The sequence below is a fragment of the Denitratimonas organivorans genome (genome assembly GCF_037478135.1).
GTDB lineage: Bacteria > Pseudomonadota > Gammaproteobacteria > Xanthomonadales > Xanthomonadaceae > Denitratimonas.
In genome coordinates this window covers 273,247-299,066 of record NZ_JBBHDV010000002.1, presented here as the reverse complement: position 1 = coordinate 299,066, position 25,820 = coordinate 273,247, and the positions used below count along the sequence as shown (strand labels likewise).

General features: G+C 64.4%; 24 protein-coding genes. 12 read left to right on the top strand and 12 right to left on the bottom strand.

Annotation, left to right across the window (positions count from 1 at the left end; all coding sequences use genetic code 11):
* The first annotated feature begins 1 nt into the window (after nt 1).
* The 9 genes from WDB66_RS03655 to rapZ all read left to right on the top strand — a co-directional run bounded on the left by WDB66_RS03655 (nt 2) and on the right by rapZ (nt 6,812).
* Entirely contained in the window at nt 2-556 is a 555-nt protein-coding gene (locus WDB66_RS03655) for a KdsC family phosphatase (protein WP_339397183.1), read from the top strand.
* The gene (gene lptC / locus WDB66_RS03650; protein ID WP_339397182.1) at nt 553-1,137 is read left to right on the top strand and encodes an LPS export ABC transporter periplasmic protein LptC; all 585 of its coding nucleotides are present in this window, start codon (nt 553-555) and stop codon (nt 1,135-1,137) included. Before WDB66_RS03655 ends, lptC begins: the two co-directional genes overlap by 4 nt.
* Nucleotides 1,106-1,636: a lipopolysaccharide transport periplasmic protein LptA gene (lptA, locus tag WDB66_RS03645; RefSeq protein WP_339397181.1), complete on the top strand. Its 531-nt coding sequence runs from the start codon at nt 1,106-1,108 to the stop codon at nt 1,634-1,636. The genes lptC and lptA overlap by 32 nt, the downstream gene beginning before the upstream one ends.
* Nucleotides 1,636-2,355: an LPS export ABC transporter ATP-binding protein gene (gene lptB / locus WDB66_RS03640; RefSeq protein WP_339397180.1), complete on the top strand. Its 720-nt coding sequence runs from the start codon at nt 1,636-1,638 to the stop codon at nt 2,353-2,355. The genes lptA and lptB overlap by 1 nt, the downstream gene beginning before the upstream one ends.
* Nucleotides 2,356-2,372: 17 nt before the next feature.
* Nucleotides 2,373-3,806: an RNA polymerase factor sigma-54 gene (locus WDB66_RS03635; RefSeq protein WP_339397179.1), complete on the top strand. Its 1,434-nt coding sequence runs from the start codon at nt 2,373-2,375 to the stop codon at nt 3,804-3,806.
* A 176-nt stretch (nt 3,807-3,982) separates the two neighbouring features.
* Entirely contained in the window at nt 3,983-4,306 is a 324-nt protein-coding gene (hpf, locus tag WDB66_RS03630) for a ribosome hibernation-promoting factor, HPF/YfiA family (RefSeq protein ID WP_339397178.1), read from the top strand.
* A 40-nt stretch (nt 4,307-4,346) separates the two neighbouring features.
* Entirely contained in the window at nt 4,347-4,820 is a 474-nt protein-coding gene (locus WDB66_RS03625) for a PTS sugar transporter subunit IIA (RefSeq protein ID WP_339397177.1), read from the top strand.
* A gap of 157 nt (nt 4,821-4,977) precedes the next feature.
* On the top strand, nt 4,978-5,934 hold the full coding sequence (hprK, locus tag WDB66_RS03620) for an HPr(Ser) kinase/phosphatase (protein ID WP_339397234.1): 957 nt from the start codon (nt 4,978-4,980) through the stop codon (nt 5,932-5,934).
* A complete protein-coding gene (rapZ, locus tag WDB66_RS03615; protein ID WP_339397176.1) occupies nt 5,931-6,812 on the top strand; it encodes an RNase adapter RapZ in 882 nt (293 codons plus the stop codon). The genes hprK and rapZ overlap by 4 nt, the downstream gene beginning before the upstream one ends.
* 217 nt (nt 6,813-7,029) lie before the next feature.
* Here the strand turns inward: rapZ and WDB66_RS03610 are convergent, their stop codons facing one another.
* From WDB66_RS03610 to apbC, 3 genes are all read right to left on the bottom strand, one after another.
* Nucleotides 7,030-9,777, bottom strand: a complete 2,748-nt coding sequence (locus tag WDB66_RS03610) for a TonB-dependent receptor domain-containing protein (RefSeq protein WP_339397175.1) — start codon at nt 9,775-9,777, stop codon at nt 7,030-7,032.
* Nucleotides 9,778-10,065: 288 nt separating this feature from the next.
* Nucleotides 10,066-12,108 carry an alpha/beta hydrolase family protein gene (locus tag WDB66_RS03605; RefSeq protein ID WP_339397174.1) on the bottom strand — a complete coding sequence of 681 codons (2,043 nt, stop codon included), beginning with the start codon at nt 12,106-12,108 and terminating at the stop codon, nt 10,066-10,068.
* A 156-nt stretch (nt 12,109-12,264) separates the two neighbouring features.
* Nucleotides 12,265-13,353, bottom strand: a complete 1,089-nt coding sequence (gene apbC / locus WDB66_RS03600) for an iron-sulfur cluster carrier protein ApbC (RefSeq protein ID WP_339397173.1) — start codon at nt 13,351-13,353, stop codon at nt 12,265-12,267.
* Nucleotides 13,354-13,379: 26 nt separating this feature from the next.
* Between apbC and metG the strand changes: the two genes are divergently transcribed.
* From metG to rsxB, 3 genes are read left to right on the top strand one after another with little or no spacing between them, the layout of a single operon-like run.
* Entirely contained in the window at nt 13,380-15,599 is a 2,220-nt protein-coding gene (metG, locus tag WDB66_RS03595; protein WP_339397172.1) for a methionine--tRNA ligase, read from the top strand.
* 4 nt (nt 15,600-15,603) lie between these two features.
* Nucleotides 15,604-16,161: a hypothetical protein gene (locus WDB66_RS03590; RefSeq protein ID WP_339397171.1), complete on the top strand. Its 558-nt coding sequence runs from the start codon at nt 15,604-15,606 to the stop codon at nt 16,159-16,161.
* Nucleotides 16,155-16,742 carry an electron transport complex subunit RsxB gene (rsxB, locus tag WDB66_RS03585; RefSeq protein ID WP_339397170.1) on the top strand — a complete coding sequence of 196 codons (588 nt, stop codon included), beginning with the start codon at nt 16,155-16,157 and terminating at the stop codon, nt 16,740-16,742. The genes WDB66_RS03590 and rsxB overlap by 7 nt, the downstream gene beginning before the upstream one ends.
* Here rsxB and orn read toward each other — a convergent pair.
* From orn to WDB66_RS03540, 9 genes are all read right to left on the bottom strand, one after another.
* Nucleotides 16,717-17,274 (bottom strand): oligoribonuclease, encoded by a 558-nt coding sequence (gene orn / locus WDB66_RS03580; protein ID WP_339397169.1) that lies wholly within the window; start codon nt 17,272-17,274, stop codon nt 16,717-16,719. The genes rsxB and orn overlap by 26 nt on opposite strands.
* 93 nt (nt 17,275-17,367) lie before the next feature.
* A complete protein-coding gene (gene tadA / locus WDB66_RS03575) occupies nt 17,368-17,844 on the bottom strand; it encodes a tRNA adenosine(34) deaminase TadA (RefSeq protein ID WP_339397168.1) in 477 nt (158 codons plus the stop codon).
* Between the two features lie 17 nt (nt 17,845-17,861).
* Nucleotides 17,862-19,688 (bottom strand): LTA synthase family protein, encoded by a 1,827-nt coding sequence (locus WDB66_RS03570; RefSeq protein ID WP_339397167.1) that lies wholly within the window; start codon nt 19,686-19,688, stop codon nt 17,862-17,864.
* Nucleotides 19,685-20,596, bottom strand: a complete 912-nt coding sequence (galU, locus tag WDB66_RS03565; RefSeq protein ID WP_339397166.1) for a UTP--glucose-1-phosphate uridylyltransferase GalU — start codon at nt 20,594-20,596, stop codon at nt 19,685-19,687. The genes WDB66_RS03570 and galU overlap by 4 nt, the downstream gene beginning before the upstream one ends.
* The gene (locus tag WDB66_RS03560; protein ID WP_339397165.1) at nt 20,593-22,488 is read right to left on the bottom strand and encodes a polysaccharide biosynthesis protein; all 1,896 of its coding nucleotides are present in this window, start codon (nt 22,486-22,488) and stop codon (nt 20,593-20,595) included. Before WDB66_RS03560 ends, galU begins: the two co-directional genes overlap by 4 nt.
* Complete coding sequence (locus WDB66_RS03555) at nt 22,485-23,537, bottom strand: MraY family glycosyltransferase (protein WP_339397164.1); 1,053 nt, start codon at nt 23,535-23,537, stop codon at nt 22,485-22,487. The genes WDB66_RS03560 and WDB66_RS03555 overlap by 4 nt, the downstream gene beginning before the upstream one ends.
* Nucleotides 23,538-23,694: 157 nt before the next feature.
* Nucleotides 23,695-24,882 carry a lipopolysaccharide assembly protein LapB gene (gene lapB / locus WDB66_RS03550; protein WP_339397163.1) on the bottom strand — a complete coding sequence of 396 codons (1,188 nt, stop codon included), beginning with the start codon at nt 24,880-24,882 and terminating at the stop codon, nt 23,695-23,697.
* Entirely contained in the window at nt 24,875-25,180 is a 306-nt protein-coding gene (locus WDB66_RS03545; protein ID WP_339397162.1) for a lipopolysaccharide assembly protein LapA domain-containing protein, read from the bottom strand. Before WDB66_RS03545 ends, lapB begins: the two co-directional genes overlap by 8 nt.
* Nucleotides 25,181-25,474: 294 nt before the next feature.
* The gene (locus WDB66_RS03540) at nt 25,475-25,786 is read right to left on the bottom strand and encodes an integration host factor subunit beta (protein ID WP_339397161.1); all 312 of its coding nucleotides are present in this window, start codon (nt 25,784-25,786) and stop codon (nt 25,475-25,477) included.
* Between the last annotated feature and the right edge of the window lie 34 nt (nt 25,787-25,820).

The window sequence follows — 25,820 nt, the reverse complement described above, 5'->3', positions numbered from 1 at the left end:
GATGCCTGCGACCTATCTTTCCACCGTCCCGGCCGCCGTGCGCGAACGCGCCACTCGCATCCGCCTGCTGGCACTGGACGTCGATGGCACCCTGACCGACGGCCGCCTGCGGCTGGCCTCCGACGGCACCGAGATCAAAGCCTTCAACGCACTCGATGGCCAGGGCTTGAAGCTGCTGCATGAATCCGGCATCGAAGTGGCGCTGATCACCGCGCGCAACAGCGCAATCGTGGCCCAGCGCGCCGCCGAACTGGGCATCAAACACGTTTACCAGGGCTGCCACGAAAAGCTCGCCAGCCTGCGCGCGCTGTGCCAGATCCTGTCACTGGAGGCCGAACAGGTCGCCTATATGGGCGACGACCTGCCCGATCTTTCAGCATTGGGCTGGGTCGGGCTGGCGGTGGCACCATCCAACGCGCACCCATGGATCGCGCAACGCGTGCACTGGATCACCAGCAAGGCCGGCGGCGCCGGTGCCGCGCGCGAACTGTGCGATCTGATCGTGGATGCCCAGGGCAAGAGCGCCCAGCTGCTGCGCAAATACGCCGACGCATGAGGAGGCTGCCGGACTGGATTCCCGGCGCCGTGCTGTTGCTGGCCGCGGTCGGCAGCGGGCTGGCGCTGTGGCAGATCTACCGCCCCGAATCCAGCGAGCCGCTGGTCGGGCCACCACGCTCGGATTATTTCCTCGTGGATTTCGAACTGGTCGCGCTGGATGAGGCCGGCCAGGAATCCTTCCGCGTCACCGGCCCGCTGCTGAGCCGGCATCCGCATCTGGGCACGATCTCGATCGACCAGCCGCGCTTCCGCTTTCCCGATCACGAGGAACAGGCCTGGCTGGCACGCGCTGACCGCGCCTGGGCCGCCGCCGATGGCGAGGAGCTGCGTCTGGATGGCGATGTCGCACTCGACGGCCCGGCCAGCGCCGAGGACGGCCCACTGGCCTTCCGCACCACGCAATTGACGATCTTCCCCAAGGCCCGCCGCGCCAGCAGCGAACAGCTGGTCACGTTCTCCTCACCCCACTCTATACTTGCAGGCCGTGGTTTCCGTGCCGATATGGAAACCCGCCGCTTCCAGCTTCTGAACGAGGTCACCGGCCACTATGACACCCCCGTTTCCGCCTCGCGTCGTTGAGCCTGCGCTGCGGGCGATCCTGCTGGGTTGCATCGTATTGCTGGCCAGCGGAGCCGTACTGGCACGTTCCAGTGACCGCGACCAGCCACTGGACGTGCACGCCGGCGGCCTGGATGGCCTGATTTCCCAACACGGCGACACCCTGCTGACCGATGTCATCATCACCCAGGGCACGCTGCGGATCGAAGCAGCGCACGCCACCGTCAGCCGCGAGAACGGCAATGTCACGCGCGTGGTGCTGCTGGGCGAACCTGCCCTGCTGCAGCAGGAAAACGACGACGGCGTGTTGATGAAGGCGCAGGCCAACCGCATCCAGTACGACACCTCCAGCGAAACCGTGCTGCTGACCGGCGCGGTGCGGATCGATCAGGGCCGCGACGTCTTCCGTGGTGCGCGCGTCACCTACGACACCCGCAACGGCCACATTTCCGGCGATGGCGGCAGCGGTGGGCGCATCCACCTGACGATCCAGCCTTCGAACAAGCCGCCGGCGGACTGATGCTGGTCGCCCGCCACCTGCGCAAGCGCTACCGCACGCGCGATGTCGTCAAGGATTTCGGCCTGCACCTGGCGGCCGGCGAAGTGGTCGGCCTGCTTGGCCCGAACGGCGCCGGCAAGACCACCTGCTTCTACATGATCGTGGGCCTGGTCGCGGCCGATGGCGGTGAAATCGTGCTCGATGGCGACGACATCACCGCCCTGCCGATGCACAAGCGCGCCCGTCGCGGCGTCGGCTACCTGCCGCAGGAGCCTTCGATCTTCCGCCGCCTGAGCGTCAGCCAGAACGTCATGGCCGCACTGGAACTGCGCGACGATCTCGACGCCCAGGGGCGCGAAAACGAACTGCTCGCGCTGCTGGAAGAACTCCAGGTCGCCCACGTCGCCAACCAACGCGGCGCCAGTCTGTCCGGTGGCGAACGCCGGCGCGTGGAAATCGCCCGCGCACTGGCGGCCAAGCCGCGCTTCATGCTGCTGGACGAACCCTTCGCCGGGGTCGATCCGATCTCGGTCGGCGACATCCAGAAGATCATCCGCCACCTCAAGACCCGCGGCATCGGCGTGCTGATCACCGACCACAACGTGCGCGAGACCCTGGGCATCTGTGACCGGGCCTACATCCTGAGCGACGGCGGCGTGCTGGCGCAGGGCAAACCGGATGAACTGCTCGACAACCCGGACGTGCGCCGCGTATACCTTGGTGACAGCTTCCGCATGTGATCTGGCACGGATATACGGTGAAACCCGCCCTGCAACTCAAACTCGGACAGAGCCTGACCCTGACGCCGCAACTGCGTCAGGCGATCCGGCTGTTGCAGCTGTCCAGCATGGAACTGGAAGCCGAGATCACCGAGGCGATCGAATCCAACCCGCTGCTGGAGCGCCCGGAAGAAGCCGAACCCGATGCCGCCGCCAACCACGACAGCCACGACAGCCCGGCTGAAGAGCGCAGCGACGCCGCCACCGGGGACGAGGCCGAAGACTACCCGCTGGATACCCCGGACTGGGATCTGGAAGACTACGGCAGCCGCGCCAACGCGCCCGGCAGCGAAGGCGACGAAGAGCGCGAAAACACCCTGGCCGACACCGGACAGGACCTGCACGACCACCTGCTGTGGCAATTGAACCTGACCCCGATGTCGCCACGCGACCACGCCATCGCGGCGGCGCTGATCGATGCCATCGGCGAAGACGGCTATCTGGGTGAAACCCTGGACGCCCTGCGCGACGGCCTGCATCCCGACCTCATCGTGGAGCTGGACGAAATCGAAGCCGTACTGCACCGCATCCAGCGCTTCGACCCGCTCGGCGTGGGCGCGCGCTCGCTGTCCGAATGCCTGCTCGTGCAACTCTCACCCAGCGACACCACCGATGTCGTCGTGCTCGCACGTCGCCTGGCGCAGGAGCACCTGGAACCCCTCGCCAAGCTCGGCCCGGAACGGCTCGCCGCACAGCTGGGCGTGGATACGGACACCATGAACGAAGCGGTGCAACTGCTGCGCTCGCTCGATCCGCGCCCGGGTTCCGCCTATGGCTCGGCGCCACCGGACTACATCACACCCGATGCCTATGTCACCCGCCACCAGGACACCTGGCAGGTCCGACTCGGGCCCGGCTGCCGCCCGCGCCTTGGTATCAATCGACATTACGAATCCCTCATCGGCGTGGCCGGAAAGAGCGATACCGCCTATCTGCGCGGCCAGCTGCAGGAAGCGCGCTGGCTGATCAAGAGCCTGGAAACCCGCGCCGACACCGTGCTGCGCGTGGCGCAATGCATCGTCCGCCACCAGTCCGGATTCCTCGACTACGGCCCGGAAGCGATGCGCCCGCTGGTGCTGCGCGAGGTCGCCGAGGAACTGGAACTGCACGAATCCACGATTTCCCGCGTCACCACGCGCAAGTACCTGCACACCCCGCGCGGCACCTTCGAGTTCAAGCACTTCTTCTCATCCAGCCTGGCCACGGCCGATGGTGGCAGCGCCTCCAGCACCGCGATCCAGGCCATGATCCGCCGTCTGATCGAACAGGAGAACCCGCGCAAACCGCTGTCCGACGCCAGTCTGGTCAAGGAACTGGAGCGCGAGGGCGTCACGGTGGCGCGTCGCACCGTGGCAAAATACCGTGAAGCAATGGGCCTTGCGTCAAGCAACGAAAGGCAGCGGCTTGAATGAGCGAACGCGCGCCCACATGCAGAGAAAAGAGACAGGTTTTACGTTGAGTTAACGCCCTCTGGGTTAAGAGACCCGGGACACGCAACAAGATCGACGTGATGGCTGTACCGCATCACGTTTCCCGCCCGGCAGCACTGCCGGAGCATCAGCCGCAAGGCAGCAACAGGAGGTTTGTCATGCGTATCGAGATTGTCGGACACCAGATCGAAGTCACTGCCGCGTTGCGCGACACGATCGAGTCCAAACTGGAAAAGCTGCGCCGCCACTCCGATGACCTGATGGATGGCCGCATCACCCTGTCGGTGGAGCGTCTGCAGCAGAAAGTCGACGCCACCCTCAATCTCGCCGGCCACACCATCCATGCCGAAGCCTCGGCCGAGGACATGTATACCGCCATCGACCAGTTGCTCGACAAGCTCGACCGCCAGGTGATCAAACACAAGGAAAAGCTCACCAAGCATCGCTCAGACCAGAGCATCCGCACCGCTGAAGTGGGCTGAGTGGGAAAGCAGGCCGTAGGCCTGGCAGGGGCAACACAACATGCATCTGATCGACCTGCTGGTACCCGCGCGCGTGCGTGCGGGTACCAGTGCCACCAGCAAGAAACGCCTGCTCGAACTGGCTGCCGCCACCCTGGCGCTGCCCGAAGCCGACCCCGAACTGGAACGCCAGATTTTCGACAGTCTCTGTGCCCGCGAACGGCTCGGCTCCACCGGCCTGGGCCACGGTGTGGCGATTCCGCATGGTCGTTTGGCCGGGATCAGTACACCGGTCGGCGCGTTCCTGCAGCTGGCTGCGCCATTGCCGTTCGATGCCAGCGACGGTGTCCCGGTGGACCTGCTGTTCGCGCTGGTGGTACCCGAGCACTTCAACCAGCAGCACCTGCTGCTGCTGTCGCAACTGGCAGAGATGTTCAGCGACAGCGCGTTCTGCACCCGCCTGCGCAATACCCCCGGCGACTGCGAACTGCACACCGTGCTGTCGGACTGGCAACTCGCCCACCTGGCCGCCTGAGGCCATTGCGCAAGGCGGACAGCAACCGCGCTGCAACCCGGCAACTGCGATACTGATCCTTGCCCGATGCCCGGCCCGAACGCCGGGCCGTCAGGACTTTGCCGCGCCCCGGCGCCATACTTGGATCCGTCATCCTGCCCTCCGCACCCGCATGTCGATCCCGACCCATATCACCGCCCGCGAACTCTTCGACCAACTGGAGCATCGCCTCGCGCTGCGCTGGGTCGCTGGCCAGCATGGAGAACAGCGGGTGCTGGAATCCGGCGAGCACCTCGCACGTCGCCCCGCGCTGGCCGGTTATCTGAACACGATCCACGCCAACAAGGTGCAGATCGTCGGCAGCGAGGAACTGAATTATCTGGATGACCTGGATCCACGCCAGCGCTGGGAGACCCTGGCACGCATCGTCAATGACACGCCGCTGGCACTGGTGGTGGCGCGCAACCGCGACATCCCCGACGATCTGCGCGACGCCGCCAATGAGTCCGGCACGCCCTTGTGGATTTCAGATCGGCGCGGGCACGAACTGCTGACCTACTTCCAGTACCACATGGCACGCGCGCTGGCGCGACGCATCACGCTGCACGGGGTATTCATGGAAGTGCATTCGATCGGCGTGCTGCTGACCGGCGAATCCGGTCTGGGCAAGAGCGAACTGGCACTGGAGCTGATCTCGCGCGGTCATCGCCTGGTCGCCGACGACGCTCCCGAGTTCACCCAGATCGCGCCGGACATGCTCGACGGTACCTGCCCAGAGATGCTTCAGGATCTGCTCGAAGTGCGCGGTATCGGCATCCTCAACATCCGCGAGATGTATGGCGATACCGCGGTCAAACGCAACAAGTACCTGCGCCTGATCGTGCACCTGCAACGCCAGGAGACACTGAGTGTCGAAGGACGTGAAATGGAACGCCTCTACGGCGATGTCGGCACCCGGCGGGTGCTGGATCTGGACATCCCGCAGATCACCCTGCCGGTGGCCGCAGGCCGCAACCTGGCAGTACTGGCCGAAGCCGCGGTGCGCGCCCATGTGCTCAAGAGCCGCGGCTTCGACGCCGCCCAGACTTTCATCGACCGCCAAGCCCACCAGATGCGACGCGAGCCCAGGACATGAATACGCCACCCGATTCCGCCCAGCCCCTGCTGATCGTCAGCGGACTTTCCGGCTCCGGCAAGAGCGTGGTGCTGCGCACGCTGGAAGACCTGGACTACTACTGCGTCGACAACCTGCCGGCCGAACTGCTGCCGGCGTTCGTCGCCAACATCACCGCCAGCGCCGAAACCCCGCCCCGCCTGGCGGTCGGCATCGACGTGCGCAACCGGCCCGAAGGCCTGATCCAGCTGCCGCATTCGCTGGCCCAGGTGGGCGGCATGGGCTGGCAGCACCGGCTGATCTTTCTGGATACCGAAGACGAGGTGCTGATCCGGCGCTACAGCGAAACCCGCCGACGCCATCCACTGAGCCTGGACGGGCTACCGCTGGCCGATGCCATCGCGCAGGAACGCCAGCGCCTGAAACCGCTGATCGCCATCGCCGACCGGGTGCTGGACAGCAGCCAGATGAACGTGCACCAGCTGCGCCGCTGGGTCGTGACCGAACTGGCCAGCAACACCCGCCCTGGCCTGTCGCTGCTGGTGCAGTCCTTCGCCTACCGCCACGGCGTGCCGGGCGATGCCGACTTCGTGTTCGACGTGCGCTGCCTGCCGAACCCGCACTGGGATCCACGCCTGCGCCCGCTTTCCGGACGCGACGCGCCGGTGCGCGAGTTCTTCGAGCAGCAGGAGCCGGTCAACGACTACCTCGGCCACGTTGCCGCGTTCCTCGACCACTGGCTGCCGCGTTTTGAAAGCGACACCCGCAGCTACGTGACCCTGGCATTCGGCTGCACCGGCGGCCGCCACCGCTCGGTCTACTGCGCCGAATGGCTGGCCGCACACTGGCGCGACCAGGGCCGCACCCGTGCCGTGACCTTCCATCGCGAACTGGAATAGCGTCGACCCGCGGACGAACCGGGTATGGCCACTCCGCCGTTCGTAACCACTCCACTTCCGCACCGCTACGGCGCTCAGCCTTGCTGACATCAGTGATGCAGGTCCAAGGCCGCGCTCACGACCTGTATCAGTCAAGCATGCAGGATGGCGCCCGACAAAAGACGAGGCCCGGCTTTCGCCGGGCCTCGCCAAGTTGCAACTGACTCAAGCAGTCAGATCAGAACTTCTGGTTGTAGCGCACGAAAAGCGAACGTCCCAGATAGTCGTACTGCGTGGCCTGAACCGGCACGTTGCCATAGCGACCCTCGCCCAGACCATTGGAAATCGAGTCCGGTTTGGCGTTGAACAGGTTGTGCACGCCCAGCAGCAGCGACCAGGTCGGCTGCTCGTAACGCACCGAAGCGCTGTGGTACAGGCGCGAATCGGCCTTGTAATCGTAGACCGCACCGCCCCGACCCAGATAGGTGTTGGGAATATCGCCGATCACCTTCGTGGGATGGACGTAGTCCATGCCCCAGTGATAGGTGAAATCGCCGCGTTTGATCGAGGCATTGAGATTACCCACCAGCTTCGGACGACCGATATCACCCACCCAGTCCGTGAACCGCGTACCACCGGCCAGCGGGCTTTCAAAGGTCTGCGAGATATCCTGGGTGATGTAGGTAACCTGCGAATCAATGGTCAACGTGCCATAGGCATAGTCGTTCTGGAAGCGGGTCAGCAGGTCGAAACCCTTCACCTTCTGCTTGTGCAGGTTGATGTAGGTCGCGTAGATATTGTCGATCTTGAACGGCTCGGTTCCATCCGGCCCAGCACGGGTGAACAGGTCACAGAAGTTGTTCGGGTAGATGTCCGCACCGTAGCAGCTCGCCACAATGGTACCCGCACCCAGGCTGGCGATCTGGTCCCTGACTTCGATTTCGAAATAATCAACCGCAATACTGATCGGCGAGAACTCCGGTGTCCAGACAATGCCGTAGGTCAGCGCATTGGAATGCTCCGGATTCAGGAAGCCGGCACCACCGCCGGTGAAGACCTGGGCCGAGGAGGGTGCACCGTTGTAGTCCTCAGGAATACCGGCGGCCGCACAGTTCGCGCGGATGTTGATGTTGTTGCTGGCGCCCCAGTCGATGCAGGGGTCGATCGCCAACTGGCCCTGGAAGCCGGACTGGTTGCCCAAGTACAGCTCATACAGGCCCGGGGCACGGAACGAGGTGCCCTTGGTGGCGCGGGCACGCAGCGAAGGCACGATCTGCCAGCTCAGACCCAGCTTCCAGACCGAATCACTGCCATCCACCGAATCGTAATCAAACCAGCGCCCGGAAGCGTTGAGTGTCAGATTCTCGATGCCCGGCAGGTTGCCCAGCAGCGGAATCTCGATTTCGGCAAAGGCTTCCTTCACCGCATCGTCACCCTTGGTCACCTGGGCCGAGCTTTGCCCCCAAAGCATTCCACCACGTGAGAGCTCACCCGGCTGGTCATCGATGCTGAATTCACGATATTCAACGCCGATCGCGCCACCGGCGACACCGGCAGGCAGTTCAAACAGCTCGCCGGTCATGAGACCCGTGAACACCTTCTGGTCATAAATCGTCTTGCCCTTGTCCCAGGCACCGATCAGACCCACCAGCTCATCCATTCGTTCACCGCTGAGGAAGCCGGGATCAAAGTAGTTGATCGTCGGTGCGTCTTCTCCGTACTGCCAGTCGCCTGTTCTGCTGGCGTCGATCGACAGGTTGTTGTAACGACCATCCGAGCGGGTGTAGTTGGCGTTGACGTCCCAGATCCACGAACCGGCCAGCCCGCCGGAAAGGTTGGTGTTAAGGTAGATGTAGTCCACCCGCTGATTGCTTTCCGAGCGGAACGGCATCACCGGCTGCGCGACACCCGATTCAACCCAGGTATTCACGAAATCCGGATCGTTGCCGTACATGTAGACCGACCCCGGACGACCTGCAATTACCGGGAAGAATTGGCGGAAGCCCTTGTATTCGCTCTCGCGACGGTTGACCAGCAGCTGCGTATTCCAGCTCACATTGCTGAAGTCGAAGTCTGCGGCGATGTAGCCGCTGAGGCGCTCCAGATCCTGGATGATGTAGGTATCGCCGTAATGTTCGAAGTTGAGCCAGTCGTTGTAGAAAGCCGGATTCTCACCGACCCAGTTGGTGTTCGTACGCGGGCGGTAACCGGGGATTGCGCCGATGGTGGTGCCATCCCAGCTCGGCACATAGCGCGTGCCAAGAAATGCGTCCATCACGGTATTGATGTAGAGGTTGGTGGCCGAGCAACCGGCCAGCGGCGTGCCTGCCAGGCTCGAACGGTCGATACGATCCAGGCTGTTGCCGTTCTGGTCGGTCACAAGATCCTGGGCGCAGCGGAAGAAGTCGCGGTCACCGACCTGCAGCGGCTCCTGCTTGTAGTACTCACCGGCCACCACGATGTTGCCGTTGCTGAAGCCCCAACCGTTGGCTGCCGAGAAGGTGAACACCTCACCGCCGCGATTGAACGGAGCGCGGAACGCTGCGGTGATCTCGGGCGCGTCGAACGACTTGCGGGTGATGACGTTGGCCACACCGGCCACGGCGTCGGAGCCGTAGATCGACGAGGAACCGTCCTTCAGCAGTTCCACACGCTGGATGATCGAAGACGGCAGTACGTTCAGATCGAACGCCGCCACCTGGCCACGGGTACCCGCCGGACCGGGGCGATGCCCATCAAGCAGAACCAGGGTGCGGTTGGCACCCAGACCGCGTAGCGACAAGGTCTGCGCACCTACACCGCCGGCAGTCACATAGGCACCGAACTGATGGCTGATCTGGGTGGAACCGGCAGCGATGCTGGACTTCTGCAGGAACTCGGAAACCTCCATCTGGCCGAGTGCGACGTTGGTATCGGCCGAAATGATCTGGATCGGCGACACCGCGTCGTACTCGGCGCGGCGCAGCAGCGAACCGGTAACCGTCACCCGTTCAAGCTGGGAAGCTTCCTCACGAGGCGCCTCAGTCGTCTCCTCTTCACTCTCTTGGGCGAAGGCGGCGGCGCCGTAAAGGCACCCGAATACCGCCAAGGCAAGTGGCAGACGTTTGATATCGAAAGATTTTTTCCGGTTTCGCATCATCAAGCTCCCCAATGGTGAAGTTGGTCGTTATGACATCGTTAAGCAATACTACCGTTGGCTTAACGTTATCGCAACAATGATCTGTCAAGGCCCGCTGAATACTCCAGCATCAGATCGGAAACACCCTGATGCGGCTTACAGCCCTCGGGGACCGCAGTCCTTCGCCAGGTAGTTCTCGATCAGCTCCAGCGTGGTCTTCTGATGCCGGTAGTACCACGGCATGCTGTGCGGCATGTCCGGGATCAGCTCGAACCTGGCCGGCACCTTGTCACGCACCTTGCGATAGAAGTCACGCGCATGGAACGACGGCGTGCGCACATCACGGTCACCGACGAACAACAGCACCGGGATATTGGCCGTCTCGGCATTGCGCATCGGGTCCATGCCCTTGAGGGTGCGTCCCTGCAGGATGCGCTGCAGCCGGTTCTCGCTCCAACTGCGGCCCAGCTTGGTCAAATCGGTGACCGGCGCACCGGAGATCGCACACTGGTACGGACTGTCTGGGCGCACCACCGCCGCAGCCGCAGCGAAGCCCCCATAGGAATAACCGAAGATAGCGATCCGATCCTTGTCGGCGATCCCCTGCTGCACCAGCCATGCCGCGCCATCGTCCTTGTCGTCCTGCATCTTCTGCCCCCACTCGGCATCACCGGCCAGCCACAGCTCGCGCCCCAGACCGGCCGATCCGCGGTATTGGGGACGCAGCACGGCGTAGCCGCGCGACGTCAGCATCGGTACCCATCCGCTGCCATCCCAACCGCCCATGTCGCGCGCCCAGGGGCCACCATGCGGGTGGATGATGGTGGGCAGGGGGCCGTCTTCCTTTTTCCAGCCGGCCGGCAGATCCAGCAGCGCCGGAATCTTCATGCCGTCACGCGCGCTGTAGGTGACCCAGCGCTGTTCACCAATGCTTTCCGGCTTGATCTCCGGACGCTGACTGCCGAGGCTGACAACACGACTGCGGTCCAGCAGCAGGTGATAAGCCGGCGGATGGCGCGGGCTGGTAGTGGTGAACAGCACGCGCGAATGGTCATTGTTGTAATTGTTGAGATAGACGCTCTGGCCCGGATAGGCCTTCTGCAGCAGGTCGTGGACCGCCTTCAGCGCCGGATCGACATAGGTGAACTCACGCTGCGCGGCATCCACATGGAAGCCGACCACCTGGTTGAAGTTGCTCGGCTGGCTGCCCAGGATCAGGCCGCCGATGTCGAAATGCGGATGCGCCAGCAGCGCTTCGGCCTCGAACTTGCGCGTGGCCGGGTCGTAGAACCGGGCCTGCACATGGTCGGAAAACATGTCGGTCAGCACGTAGTACTTGCCGCTGGCTTCATCAATGCCGGCGATGTTCACGGTGTAGCGCTCGCTGATCTTCCGAGTCAGCTCTGGATGCTCCTCGAACTCGCCGCTTTCCGGGTTGCGGATCAGCACGCGCTGCTCGTATTCCCCCGGGCCGGCCGGCTCCAGCTCGTAGCGGGTCAACACCCTGCCGTCACGCGGATTGAACAGGCCCGGCGTGGTGCGGCCACCGGATTTGAACAGCAACTCGGTTTCACCATTGCGCAGGTTGTAAAGGTAGTAGTTGCCAGACAGCGTCATGCTGTTCATCTGCTGGATGATGACCCGGTCCGGATCCAGTGGCAGGGTACTGACCAGCGAAGCGGTTCCAGCGATTTCCAGGCAGCGCTGGATATCTTCACCGACCCCGATCCGACGCGTGTTGTCGGCGAAGGCCTCACCGAACTTCTTGTGTCCGGTATCGGTGAGGTAGGCCTTGGTCACGAAGGTGCGGGTGGAACCGGTGGTGCGACCTTCACCGCAACCACCCAGCTGCCCGCTCCACTCCTGGCGCGCGATGACCAGGATGCGATCAGCCTTCATTGCATTGGCGGCGATGAACTTCATCCTGTCGCCGGATGGCGTGACTACCGGACCTGCATCCAGATTGTCCATGTCCCAGGTGGCCAGAGCGGTTTCCTGATGCTTGGAGCCGGGCGCGACTACCAAAGCCACCAGATTCTTGCCATCGGTGCTCATCGATACCGACTGGATCTCCGGCACACGGGCCAACAGCTCGATAGGTACCGGTTCACGAGCCAACACAGGGCCGGCAAGCATGGCTGCGGCACAGATCAGCAACGGGAGAATCTGTGCGAGGCGAAAGAAAACGGTGCGTGACATGGGCAGGTCCGGCAGCGACAGATTGTCAGGGACAATCAGTATATCGGCACGGCAAACGTGCGCCGCCGACACCCCCCGCAACCCTGCCCGCATCACGTCTACACAGCACGGCATCCGGGCGCATGCCGCTTGTGAAGTATCCCGCCCCGCACACACTCAGGTGTTCTGCACCACGATGTTGGGAAAGGCGATGGCCTTGTTGCGGGCGCGCAGCGAGAGTCGGCCGCTGGCCTTGCGCGCGATGTCGCGGTAAGCGGCGGCCAGAGCCGAATCCGGCTGCGCCGCGACGGTGGGCATGCCGCCATCGGCCTGTTCGCGGATGCGGATGTCCAGCGGCAGCGAACCCAGCAGCGGCACGTCGTACTGCTCGGACATGCGCGCCCCGCCACCACTGCCGAAGATGTGCTCGGCATGGCCGCAGTTGGAACACACATGGACCGCCATGTTCTCCACGATGCCCAGCACCGGCACTTCGACCTTTTCGAACATTTTCAGCCCCTTGCGCGCATCCAGCAGGGCGATGTCCTGGGGTGTGGTGACGATCAACGCGGCCGACAGAGGCACCCGCTGGCACAGCGTGAGCTGGATGTCGCCGGTGCCCGGCGGCAGGTCGATGATCAGATAGTCCAGATCGTCCCACATGGTGTCGGACAGCATCTGCTGCAGCGCCTGCGTGGTCATCGGTCCGCGCCAGATCATCGGCGTATCTTCCTCGATCAGGAAACCGATCGACATCGTCTGAACGCCATGCGCCCGCATCGGGATGATGCGCTTGCCGTCCGGGCTTTCCGGGCGACCGGACAGGCCCAGCATGCGCGGAATGCTGGGACCGTAGATGTCGGCATCCAGGATGCCCACGCGGGCGCCTTCAGCCACCAGCGCCAGCGCCAGATTGGTCGAAGTGGTGGATTTGCCGACGCCGCCCTTGCCCGAGGCCACGGCGATGATGTTCTTCACGCCCGGCAGCGGGCTCAGCTGCTGTTGCACCCGATGCGCCTGCACCCGCGAGGTCACCGAAACGCTTGCGCCCAGGATCGCCGGATCGATGCGTAGCGCGGCTTCGGCCATTTCCGCCAGCGCCGCATGCCAACTTTTCGCCGGGTAGCCCAGCACCAGCTCCACCGCCACCTTGCCGCCATCGATGCCGATGCCGCGCACCTGGCCGCTGGCGACCAGATCCTGGCCGGTGTTGGGATCATTGACCCGAGCAAGCAACTGGCGGACGTGTTCTTCGCTGATGGACATGGCACTGCAACCGGTGAAGGCGCGAAGTGCGCCCGAGGCCAGCAATTGTAGCGGCTGGGCCCTGCCCCTCACCCGGCTGCCTGATCGTGGCACGATTCTGGGATAATCACCGGCTGCCCGAAAAAATCGCTGCCGCCATGACCACCCACACCCCACTCCTCGTCACCTGCGCCCTGCCCTATGCCAACGGCCCGCTGCACCTCGGCCATCTGGTGGGCTACATCCAGGGCGACATCTGGGTGCGGGCGCAGCGCATGATGGGGCGCGAGGCGTTTTTCGTCTGTGCCGACGATGCGCATGGCACGCCGATCATGCTCGCAGCCGAAAAGGCCGGGGTTGCGCCGGAGGATTTCATCCGCGACATCCAGGCCGGGCACGAACGCGACTTTGCGCAGTTCCTGGTGGATTTCGACCACTACCACTCCACCCATTCGGACGAGAACCGCGAGCTGGCGGCGATGATCTACACCCGCCTGCGCGATGCCACGCACTGGCCGGAATCGGTCATCGCACGGCGCTCGATTGAGCAACTCTACGATCCGGTCAAGGGCATGTTCCTGCCGGACCGCTACGTCAAGGGCGAGTGCCCGAACTGCAACGCGGCCGATCAATACGGCGACAACTGCGAGGTCTGCGGCAAGGCCTACGCCGCAACCGATCTGAAGAACCCGGTGTCGGCGATGTCCGGCACCACCCCGGAGCTGCGCGAATCGGAGCATTACTTCTTCGAGCTGGGCAAGTTCGAAGCCTTCCTGCGCGACTGGCTGGCCGGCGATGTGGCCCATCCGGCGGTCAAGGCCAAGCTGGCCGAATGGGTCGATGGCGGCCTGCGCGACTGGGACATCTCACGCGATGCGCCCTACTTCGGTTTCCCGATCCCCGATGCGCCGGGCAAGTTCTTCTATGTCTGGCTGGATGCGCCGATCGGCTATTTCGCCAGCTTCAAGGCGCTGTGCGGCAGCGACAAGGGCCGCGCGCTCGGGCTGGATGTGCCACGTTTCGATGCGCTGCTCACACCGCAAGGCGGTGCCACGATGCACCACTTCATCGGCAAGGACATCATCAATTTCCATGGCCTGTTCTGGCCGGCGATGCTGAAGGGTTCGGGCTTTGTCGTGCCTTCACGGCTGCACGTGAACGGCTATCTGACGGTGAACGGCGCCAAGATGAGCAAGTCGCGCGGCACCTTCATCATGGCGCGCACCTATCTGGATGCCGGCCTGAATCCCGAATACCTGCGCTACTACTTCGCCGCCAAGACCGCCGGCAGCGTCGACGATCTGGATCTGAACCTGGCCGATTTCGTGCAGCGGGTGAATTCGGATCTGGTCGGCAAGTTCGTCAATATCGCCAGCCGTTGCGCCGGCTTCATCGCCAAACGCTTCGACGGAAAGCTCGCCGCCACGCTCGCGCCGGAGCTGCGCGAACGCTATGACGCGGCCTGGCAGCGCCTGGCCACCGCCTGCCTCGGCGACAACGGCGGCTATGCGCGCGACAACCTGATCCAGGTACTGACCCGCACCATGGCCGAGGCCGATGCGGCCAACGAATGGATCGCGGAAATGGCGCCATGGAACATCGCCAAGGACCCGGCACGCGATGCCGAACTGCACGCGGTGGCGACGCTGGCGATCAACCTGTTCCGCCTGATTGCCGGCATTCTGGCGCCGGTGCTACCGGACACCGCGCGCCGCGCCGAGGCCTTCCTGAATTCGCCTCTGCGCGGTTTCGACGACCTGGCCCAGCCGCTGCTCGGCCATGCCATCGAGCCTTATCAGGCGCTGCTGACGCGAGTGGATCCGAAACAGGTTGAGGCCATGGTCGAAGCGAGCAAGGAATCCTTGCAGCCCACTGCGGCTGCAACGAAAAGCGCAGCGCCCACCTCTCCTATTCCCGATTCCCCACTCCCCAGTCCCGTCATCGGCATCGATGATTTCGCCAAACTCGACCTGCGCATCGGCAAGGTGATCGCCTGCGAGTTCGTGGAAGGCTCCGACAAGCTGCTGCGCTTCGAACTGGATGCCGGCGAACTGGGCACGCGCCAGATCTTCTCCGGCATCCGCGCCGCCTATGGCGAACCGGAAAAGCTCGTCGGCCGGCATGTGGTGTTCGTCGCCAATCTGGCACCGCGCAAGATGCGCTTCGGCATCAGTGAAGGGATGATCCTGTCGGCCGGCAGCGGTGGCGCCGAGCTGTTCCTGCTGGACGTGGATGCCGGCGTACAGGCCGGCATGCCGGTGAAATGATCCGATGACACCGCTGCCCGGCATCGCGGCGATCATGATCGTGCTGGCGCTGCTGGCGGCTGCGGGCGGCCGGAAAAAAGACGGCGCGGCACAGAACAACACACCCGATACGGCCGCCATTGCACGGTTCGGCATCGCCTTGCTGCTGGTGCAGGCGGTGCTGGCAGCTGGCGTGTCGTGGCTGTTTCCTGACTGGCATCCGCTGCCCACCGCACTTGCCGCGATCCTGTCCACGGCGCTGGTGCCGGCCATGCTCCAGATGCGGCATGGCGGTCACTCGCACAGTCTTCGCGCATTGCTGCAGCCGCTGGTCGGCGCCAGCCTGATGACGCTGGCGGCAGCCCTGCTTTACGGCCTGTTGCCGGTTTCCGCTCCACTGCATTGGCTGCTGTCCGGCTGCGTGCTGGCATGGGTGTTTTCAATCGGGCTGCCGGCGCAGGCCGCGCTTTCCAGACAACTGGAAAGCGGCCACGTGCCGGCGAACATGCGCGGCTTTCCGCTGCGCCTGCTGGGCGGCGCCGTGCTGGCGCTGACCTTGGCCGGAATGCTGCCGCCATGGTGAGCATCGTGCTGGCCTGCGCCATGCTGGCCGCTGCGGCCTGGCTGCTACGCGCCGGATTTCCGGCGCCGGCATCATCGGCTCCGCAAGCACCGCTGGTGGAGCGCATCGATGAGCTGCTGCCACAGACCCAGTGCGGGCAATGCGGCTTCGGCGGTTGCCGCCCCTATGCGCAGGCGCTGGCTGAAGGGCAGGCACGGATCAACCGCTGCCCGCCTGGCGGCACACGCGGCATTGAGCGTCTGGCAACGTTGCTGGAGCAACCGGTGATCGCTCTGGATCCGGAGTGTGGTGTGGAAAAACCGCTGCATCTGGCCTTCATCCGCGAAGACGAATGCATCGGCTGTACCAAGTGCATCCAGGCCTGCCCGGTGGATGCCATCGTCGGCGCCGCCAAGCTGATGCATACCGTGGTCGAGGATCTGTGCACCGGCTGCGAACTATGCATCCCGCCCTGCCCGGTGGACTGCATCGAACTGCATCCGGCGCCGGCGCTTCCATCACGCCATCTGCTGGCGCCGCCCGTCGTGGCGAATGCAGGCGGTGTGAACGGCGCGGCTAGCGCCCGCCCAGCACACCCATGAAATCGCGGTAGTAGCGCAGTTCGGCCACCGATTCGCGTGCGTCGGCCAGCGCGGTATGCGCGCCGTTCTTGCTCACCCCGGCATGCACCTGCGGCGCCCAGCGCCGGGCCAGTTCCTTGAGCGTGGAAACATCCAGGTTGCGGTAGTGGAAATAGCGTTCCAGTTCCGGCATCAGCCGGTACAGGAAGCGCCTGTCCTGGCAGATCGAGTTGCCGCACATCGGTGATTTTCCCGCCGGCACCCAGGCTGCGAGGAAGTCCAGCGTGCGGCGTTGTGCTTCGCGCATGTCCACATCCGAAGCCAGCACCCGATCCCACAGGCCGCTGCCGCGATGGGTGCGGCGATTCCAGTCATCCATCGCTTCCAGGCGTTGCAGCGGATGGTGGATCGCAAGTTCCGGGCCTTCGGCCAGCACATTGAGTTGTGCGTCGGTGACCAGCGTGGCGATCTCGATGATGCTGTCGTTGTCCGGGTCCAGCCCGGTCATTTCCAGGTCGATCCAGATCAGATGGTCGTCGCGAACAAGACTCATGGCGGTACCGCGTGGGAAAACCGGAAATGATACCGGAGCGCTGCCCGCACATGTCCGGGCAGCATTGCACCGCTTCCAGAACCGGCCTTTTCCTTACCGCGCGCGCTGGCGCTTCTCTCGGAAATACGCCGACAGCCTCGCGCCGGCCTCTTCGGCCAGCACGCCGCCATCGACGATGACACGGTGGTTGTGGCGTGGATCGCGCAGCAGATCGAACACGCTGCCACAGGCCCCGGCCTTGGGGTTGGCTGCGCCATAGACCAGCCGCGAGATGCGTGCGTGCACCAGCGCCATCGCACACATCGCGCACGGTTCCAGCGTCACGTAAAGGGTGCAGCCTTCCAGCCGGTAATTGCCCAATACCCTGCCAGCCGCACGCAGCGCGACGATCTCGGCATGCGCACTGGGATCATGCTCAGCGATGGTGCGATTGCTGCCGGTAGCCAGCAGATTTCCCTGCGCATCGACCAGCACCGCACCGACCGGAATCTCGTCGTCCTCGCGCCGCGCACGCTCGGCCACCGCCAGCGCCTCGCGCATCCAGGCGCTGTCGCCTTTGGCTGCCATCATTCGCTCTTCCGCACCACTCATTGCATACCTTGAGCCTGTTCCATGCGCTCGCGGGACAGGTCCATCAGCAACGGAGACATGTCCTGCGGAAGTTCACCGCGTTCGATGCGGTCACGGTGCACCGCCTCGGCGATCACTGCGGTACGTTGCGGCAGGATCCCGCCGATGCGGCTGGCATCACCAGCCAGATCGATCCAGCCTGTGCCCTCCTGGTAATAGACGTCAATCCGCCCGCGCCGGTCGCCACGCGCGTGGATCACATGGCCGGCAGGCTGCGGATCAGACCGCAAGAAGGTGCCCTGCGCCGTGGTACGGCAGACTTCTCCTTCGGCCACGAGTTGCGCCAGCGACGGTCGCAGATCGGTCTGCTGGAACGCTCCTGCCACCGGACCGTCTGGCAGGCCGCTGGCACCGGCAACAACCATCGGCACCCGGGCCAATGCGCTGTCGCCATGACGCAGCCATTCGTCCGGTTGCACCGCTGTCATGCTGCGATGATCGCCAGTGACCAGCAGGATGCCGTGGTCGAAGAAGTTGCGTTCGGCAAGTTGTCGATGCAAATCACCAAGCGCGGCATCGGCACGTCGAAAAACGGTCTCCTCGTCGAGCTTCCCGGTTTCACGATCCAGGAAGGGTGGATGGGTATCGACCGTCAGCAGCGCCGCAAAAAAGGGTCTGGCCGGATCACGCTCCTGATCCAGCCACAGCAGGAATCTTCCGAAAAGTGCCTCATCGGCGGCAGCATCGAAGCCACCACGCGGCATGCCGTTGTAGTAAGGGCTCTCCGAGCCTTCGAAATGGTCCAGCTGCATGCGACGCAACCAGCTGGTCTTGTCGAGGAAACTGAGATTGCCGGTGGTAAAAAAACCGGTCCAGTATCCTGCTGGACGCAATACTCCGGCCACGGAGCGCTCCGGATCCCCGAAACCGGCAAACGCGTGCAGGCTCAAGTAGCGCCCGACCGCTGGTATCGGTGCCCGCCCGTCCAGCAGTGCGATCAGACCGTGATCGGTGGTGAAACCATTGGCATGGAAGGCTGTAAACCAGGTGTTGTCGCGCGCGATGGCATCCAGCTCGGGAAGGAAATCATGTCCACCCAGCAATGCGCTGTGATGGGCCGAGAGTGATTCGGCAATTACCAGCAACACATCCGGATGCCGCCTCTGCCCGGCTTCGCAAAGTCCGGCGGCCGGCATTGGCTTGGCCAGCAACCGACGGGCAAACTCCGCCGAATAAGGTGTGTTGGCACCACGCATACGCTGCAACTGGAACAGGTTCACCACACCTTCGCTGTGAATATAGCCTTCGGCCAGATGCCCCAATTTCGGCCCAACGGCCAACATGCAGGCGGCCAGTAGTGCCAAGGTCATTGCCACGCGAGGTTTCCTGTCTGCGCCAAACCCCAGCAGCAGAACAACCACCAGCACAATCAGCAGTGCCAGCCACAGCGGCCAATACCCGCCCCGCAACGCGGCCATGAGGAAGCCCGCTGTCGCCTCCCCCTCTCCACCGAACTTCAGCACGTCGGCCATGTGCAGGCGCAGGCTGAGCAGATCCAGCAGCAGGGTATCGACCAGCATCGCCAGCGCCAGCGCGAATGCCAACGCCGCCAGCAGCGTGCGCAATCCTCGCGACTGCGGCACGAGGCCCAGCGCCAGAACGATCAGACCGATGCCGGCCAGCCAGGCATCGTTGCCGAGACTGACCCAATACAGGCAACCATCGCAGTTGGCTGCGGCGCCATAGGTCCTCTCCGTCAGCCCCGCGCGCAACCATGGCAAGGCCAACAGCAAACCTGCGATCAGTACGATGGCCGCGGCGCCGAGCCTGCACGAGTGGATCACACTGTCTGCTCTGGTTGCACCTGCGCCAGCGCCGCCCGCATATAGGCACGGGCTGCGTCGGCCAAGTCGTCGTGTTCCAGTGCGAACTGGATCGTGGCCTGGATCAGGCCGATGCGGCTGCCGCAGTCGAAGCGGCGGCCCTGGAAGCGGTGCGCCATCATCGGGATCTCGTCCAGCAGCGCGGCGATGCCGTCGGTCAGCTGGATCTCGCCGCCGCTGCCCGGCTCGGTGTTTTCCAGCAGTTCGAAAATACGGGCCGGCAGTACATAACGGCCAACCACGGCCAAGGTGCTCGGGGCCACCTCGGGCTTGGGTTTTTCGACCATCGCTTCGATCCGGCCGGAGCTGCCGGAAAAGCTCGGCACATCGACGATGCCGTAGCTGCCGGTCTGTGCCCGCGGCACATCCTGCACCGCGACCACGCCGGCCGAGCGGGCGCGTGCCAGTTCCAGCATCTGCGCCAGCGCGCCTGGGCCATCGGACCAGATCAGGTCATCGGGCAGCAGCACCGCGAAGGGTTCATCGCCGATCACCGGTTTGGCGCACAGCACCGCATGGCCGAGGCCGCGCGCTTCGGCCTGGGTCACGAATACCGCGCGCACATGCGCCGGCAGCACGTCGCGCACCAGTTGCAGCAATTCGTCCTTGCCGCTGCGCTCCAGCCGCTGCTCGAGTTCGTAGGCGGTATCGAAATAGTCCGCCACCGCATGCTTGTAGCGGTTAGTGACGAACACCAGGGTGTCGCAGCCGGCGGCGATCGCTTCGTCGACGGCGTACTGGATCAGGGGCCGGTCCACCACCGGCAGCATTTCCTTGGGCACCGTCTTGGTGGCCGGCAGAAAACGCGTGCCGAGGCCGGCAACGGGGAAAACGGCTTTGCGTACATGTTTGAAATCGTTGGAGGTCACACCGTTCCTTTTCTGTTGCGATGAAGGGAAACCACCTGCGGGGGCAATGCCTCGCGGGTGTATTCGGGCACCAGTTGCCGCAGCATCACTTCCAGTGCGGCCTGGTCGTAACGCTGCACCGCCTGGCGCGCCTGGTGCAGCACCTGTTCCAGACTCGCCCCGGACAGCTCGCGCGGCTGCGCCAGCATGATCTTGGCGTGCGCTGTGGGCTGGTAGTTTTCCAGCGGGTGGAACAGCTCCTCAAACAGCTTCTCACCCGGACGCAGGCCAGTGAAGACAATCGCGATATCACGCTCGGGCTGTTTTCCGGCCAGCCGGATCATCTGTTCGGCCAGATAGGCGATGCGTACCGGCTCGCCCATGTCCAGCGCGAAGATCTCACCGCCATCGCCCAGCACCGCGGCCTGCAGGATCAGCTGGCAGGCTTCGGGAATCGTCATGAAGTAGCGCGTGACTTCCGGATGAGTCACCGTCACCGGGCCACCACGCTGGATCTGCTCGCGGAACAGCGGCACCACGCTGCCGGCCGAATCCAGCACATTGCCGAAGCGCACCGTGATGAAGCGCGTCGTGCTCTCACGCGCCAGCGATTGACAGACCATCTCGGCGATACGCTTGCTGGCACCCATGACATTGGTCGGATTGACCGCCTTGTCGCTGGAGATCAGCACGAAGGTTTCGACCTGGTGGCGAATCGCGGCCAGTGCCAGGGTCTGCGTGGCCAGCACGTTGTTACGCACCGCTTCGCGCGATTGTTCCTGCAGCATCGGCACGTGCTTGTAGGCGGCCGCGTGGAACACCACCTGCGGGCGCACCAGCGACAGCGCGTGCTCGACCACGGCCGGGTCGCCGCAATCGCCCAGCACCGCATTGAGGATCAGTTCGGGAAACTCGGCGCGCAATTCCTGTTCGATGCGGTACAGGTTGTACTCGGACAGTTCCACCACGCACAGCGATTCCACTCCCAGGCGCGCGACCTGGCGGCACAGTTCCGAACCGATCGAACCGCCACCGCCGGACACCAGCACCCGACGCCCGGTCAGGCCGGTGCGGATCGCGGTCCAGTCCAGCGAAACCGGATCGCGCCCGAGCAGGTCATCGATTGCCACCTCCTTGAGCTGGTTGAAGGCCGAACGGCCCTCGATCACGTCTTTCAGGCGCGGCACGGTGCGGAACGGCAGGTGCGTGGTTTCGCACAATTCAACCACGCGCTGCATCTGCTGATTGTTGATGCTGGGCATCGCGATCAGCAGCATTTCGGCAGCCACTTCGTGTGCGATTTCCGGCAGCCGGTCGAGCGAACCCAGCACCGGTACGCCCTGGATCCGGGAGCCGCGCAGGGCGCGGTTGTCGTCCAGGATGCCGACCGGGCGCAGCAGGTTCTCGCGCCGCAGTTCGCGGATCAACGATTCACCGGCACTGCCGGCGCCCAGCACCAGTACGCGCCGCACCGGCAGGCGCGACGCGGTGCCACCGTAGCGACTGTCCTTCCAGCGCCGATAAGCCAATCGGGGCGTGGACAGGAACAGCATCAGAAAAGCCGGATACAGCAACAACACGCCACGCGGCACGCCATCCAGTCGATTGGCCAGAAATACCGTCAGTGCGACGGTCAGCGCGCCGATGGCGGCCGCACGGGCGATGTTCCAGATGTCCGGCAGGCTGGCGAAGCGCCACAGGCCGCGATACAGCCCGGTCCACCAGAACACCAGCGCCTGGGCGCCGATCACCACCGGCAGTTCCGCAGCGAACAGTGGCACCGGCGCGGCATCGGGCGCGATCGCAAAGCGCAGCACATTGGCCACGTACCAGGCCAGCCAGACCATCAACAGGTCGTGCATGACCACGGCCAGGCGCGGGTGGATTCCTCCGATCAGCGATTTGACGGTCATCCGGTCGATCCTCGATTGCGTACCCGGCGCCGGGCGCCACGCTTGCCGTACCACCACAGTGCGGCGGCCAGTGCCAATACCAGCACCGTGATCAGCGGTGCCAACGCCGGCCAGCGGCGGATCGTGATGCAGGCCGGCAGTACAACGGCCAGGTTCCAGCCCAGGTACATCAGCGCCACCTGCGCGTGGCTTGCGCCGGCGCGGATCAGCCACTGGTAAAGGTGTTCACGGTGCGCAGTGTACCAACGCCGCCCACACAGGATGCGCCAGGCCAGCGTCAGGCCGGCATCCACCAGCAGTGCCGAAGGCAGCAGCAGCAGGCACCAGAACCAGCTCGGAGACAGCCCCCATGCGGCCCACAGCAACACGCCGCAGACCAGCCCCAGCGCGCCACTGCCGACGTCGCCGAGAAAGATCGTCGCACGTGGAAAATTGAAAGGCAGGAACCCGCTACAGGCACTGGCCAGCAGCAGCGACAGCAGCGCCCACGGCCATGCCATCAACTGGCCGTCACCCGCGATCTGCACGAATACCCCGGCCAACGCCAGACCCAGCCAGCCACACTGGATCGTGACCATGCCGTTGCTGCCGTCCATGAAGTTCCAGGCATTGATGCAGCCGCTCAGCCAGAACACACCGATCAGCAGCAGCACGGCCTGCAACCAGAGCGCACCTTCGGCAACCGCCAGCGGCAAGGCCAAAGTACACAACACCGCAGCCGCCATATGCACCGCCAAGCGCATCCGGGCCGACAACGGCCGGTGGTCATCCATCCAGCCGATGCCGGCCACCGCCAGCAAGGCCACGGCAAATGCAGCCGCCAGCACGCCCTGCCCGCCCCAGCCCAGCCACGGCAAGCCCAGCAACAGCGTCAGAACGATCGCGGCACCGCCGCCGCGCGGAATGACACCGGCATGGCTGCGACGCCTGCCGGGCAGATCCAGCATCCGGCGCCAGCGCGCGTAGCGCAGCGCGGCCCAGCTTGCCAGCACACTGAGCACGAGCGCGGCCGGCACCAGCCACGCGGCTTGAGCGGGAAACAGTATCATCCGGAAGTATGGGCCGATTCGAAATGCAGCCGGATGGCGAACGATGCAAATCCGCCACCCATGCCCGACGCGCCCCCTCCAGGTCGGTGGAAATCAAGCACCCGCAACCTCGCGAATCCATGACCCATCCGGCCTGCGCTGACAGCCCGCCCCATGCTCATTCCCCGAACGCGCCGTGCACCGGCTTGATCGTGTCCCAGCGCTTGCAACTCGGGCACTGCCAGTGATGCGCGCGGGCGCCGAAACCGCAGTGTCCGCAGCGGTAGGCGGCCTCGCCGGCGACCAGCTGTTCACTCAGCTCGCCCAGCAGGCGCAAGGTGTCGCGCGAAGTTTCCGCCGATTCGTCCAATCCCAGATCGATCAGCGCCTTCTGCCCGCGCACCGACGGACGCCGGCGCAGCTGACGGGTCAGGAACTGGCGTGCGGCGTCGACGCCATCGTCGTGTTCGATCAGCCGCGCCAGTGCAAGCATCGGTGTCACGCCCGGGAAGCGCTCGATCATTTCCGCCAGAAAAGCCCGCAGCCGTCCACGCTCACCAGTACGCGCACAAGCCTGCAGCAACGATTGCAACACTTCGGGCAGATAGTCCACATCGTGCCGGGCAACGCGTTCGAAGGCGCGGATCGCGGCCGCGTCATCGCCTTCGGCCAAGGCCATGCGTCCGCTGATGATGCCGGCACGGGCGCTGTGGGAGTCGGCATCGTAGGCTGCGCGCAGATGCGTGCGCGCCTGTTCGACATCGCCGCTGGTGCGGGCGATCTCGACCAGTTCGCAATGGAACTGGGCCAGCAATTTGCCCATTGGCTCGCCGGTCGCGGCCTCGTACTGGCGAGCATGTTCGATCGCCTTGGGCCAGTCGCGTTCCAGCTGATAGATCGAAATCAGGTGGCGCAAGGCCTTCGGTGCAACGCCGCCATGCACTTTTACCAGGTCGGCGAACAGCCCTTCGGCGCGATCCAGCAGGCCGGCGCGCATGAAATCCTCACCCAGTTCCAGCACCGCCTGGATGCGCTGGTCTTCGCTCAGATGCGGGCGTTCGATCAGGTTCTGGTGGATGCGGATGGCGCGATCAACCTCGCCGCGACGCCGGAACAGGTTGCCCAGCGCGAAATGGGTCTCGACCGTGTCCTTGTCCACCTCGGCGATCTGCAGGAACACCTCGATCGCCTTGTCCGGCTGCTCGTTGAGAAGAAAGTTCAGACCACGGAAATAGCTGGACGACAGCCGGCTGACACGCTGCCCGCCGCTGCGCTCGGCTCCGCGCCGACCGATCAGCCAGCCGGAAAACGCAGCCACCGGCAACAGTGCCAGCACCCACCAGACGGCTTGCAGCGCTTCACTCATGGGCGTCCGGCGTGTTCGTCATGGCGACAGGAGCATGCGTCATGGTGGCAGCCTGGCCATCACCGGCGCTGCGCAACAGCGCCCGCAGGCGGCGACGCTGCGGCCAGATCACCGTGAGCCAGAGCAGCAGGCCGGCCGCCAGCGCACCGATCAGGCAGGCGCCCAGCAGCGCCACGCCCAGCGGCAAGGTCAGCTGGCACCAGTAGAAATTCAGCGCCACATCGGCGGAGTTGAAAGCACCGAAAGCGATGCCGGCCAGAAGAAACAACAGCGCAAGAATCAGCGATACCGGACGCATGGGCCTGCCTGCCAGAAATACTCCGACAAGCTTAGCCGATCAGCGCTGCACATGAGCGCACTGCGGAGCTGTCACGCATGGCGCGGGTCTGACACGGACAAGCGGCCAGTGTCTTCACGGCAACGGCCTGAATCAACGTATGGAAATGCGCAGCGGCAGATGGAGAAAAGGGGTTGCCCCGCATCCGGCCGTCATGCACACAGGCCGGACGTGCAGCAGTACGTGACTGCGGCACGGACTTGAACAGCAGATTTGTGCGAAGCCGGAACGGCCCGCAGGCAGCGTGGCGGAGCTTCAGTCGGCGCTGCGCGAATCCGGCAGCGGCACCACGTTGCTGACGCGTTCGCGCAGCTCCTTGCCGGGCTTGAAATGCGGCACATGCTTGCCGGGCAGCGCGACCGATTCACCGGTCTTCGGATTGCGCCCGATGCGCGGCGGACGGAAATGCAGCGAGAAGCTGCCGAAACCACGCACCTCGATGCGCTCGCCCATCGCCAGGGAACCGCTCATCTGTTCCAGCAGGGTCTTCACCGCCATGTCCACGTCATCGTATTTCAGATGCACCTGCCGGGCGGCAAGAGCTTCGATGAGTTCGGACTTGGTCATGGTGTGCCTCCAACCGCGGGTAACAGATCACAGA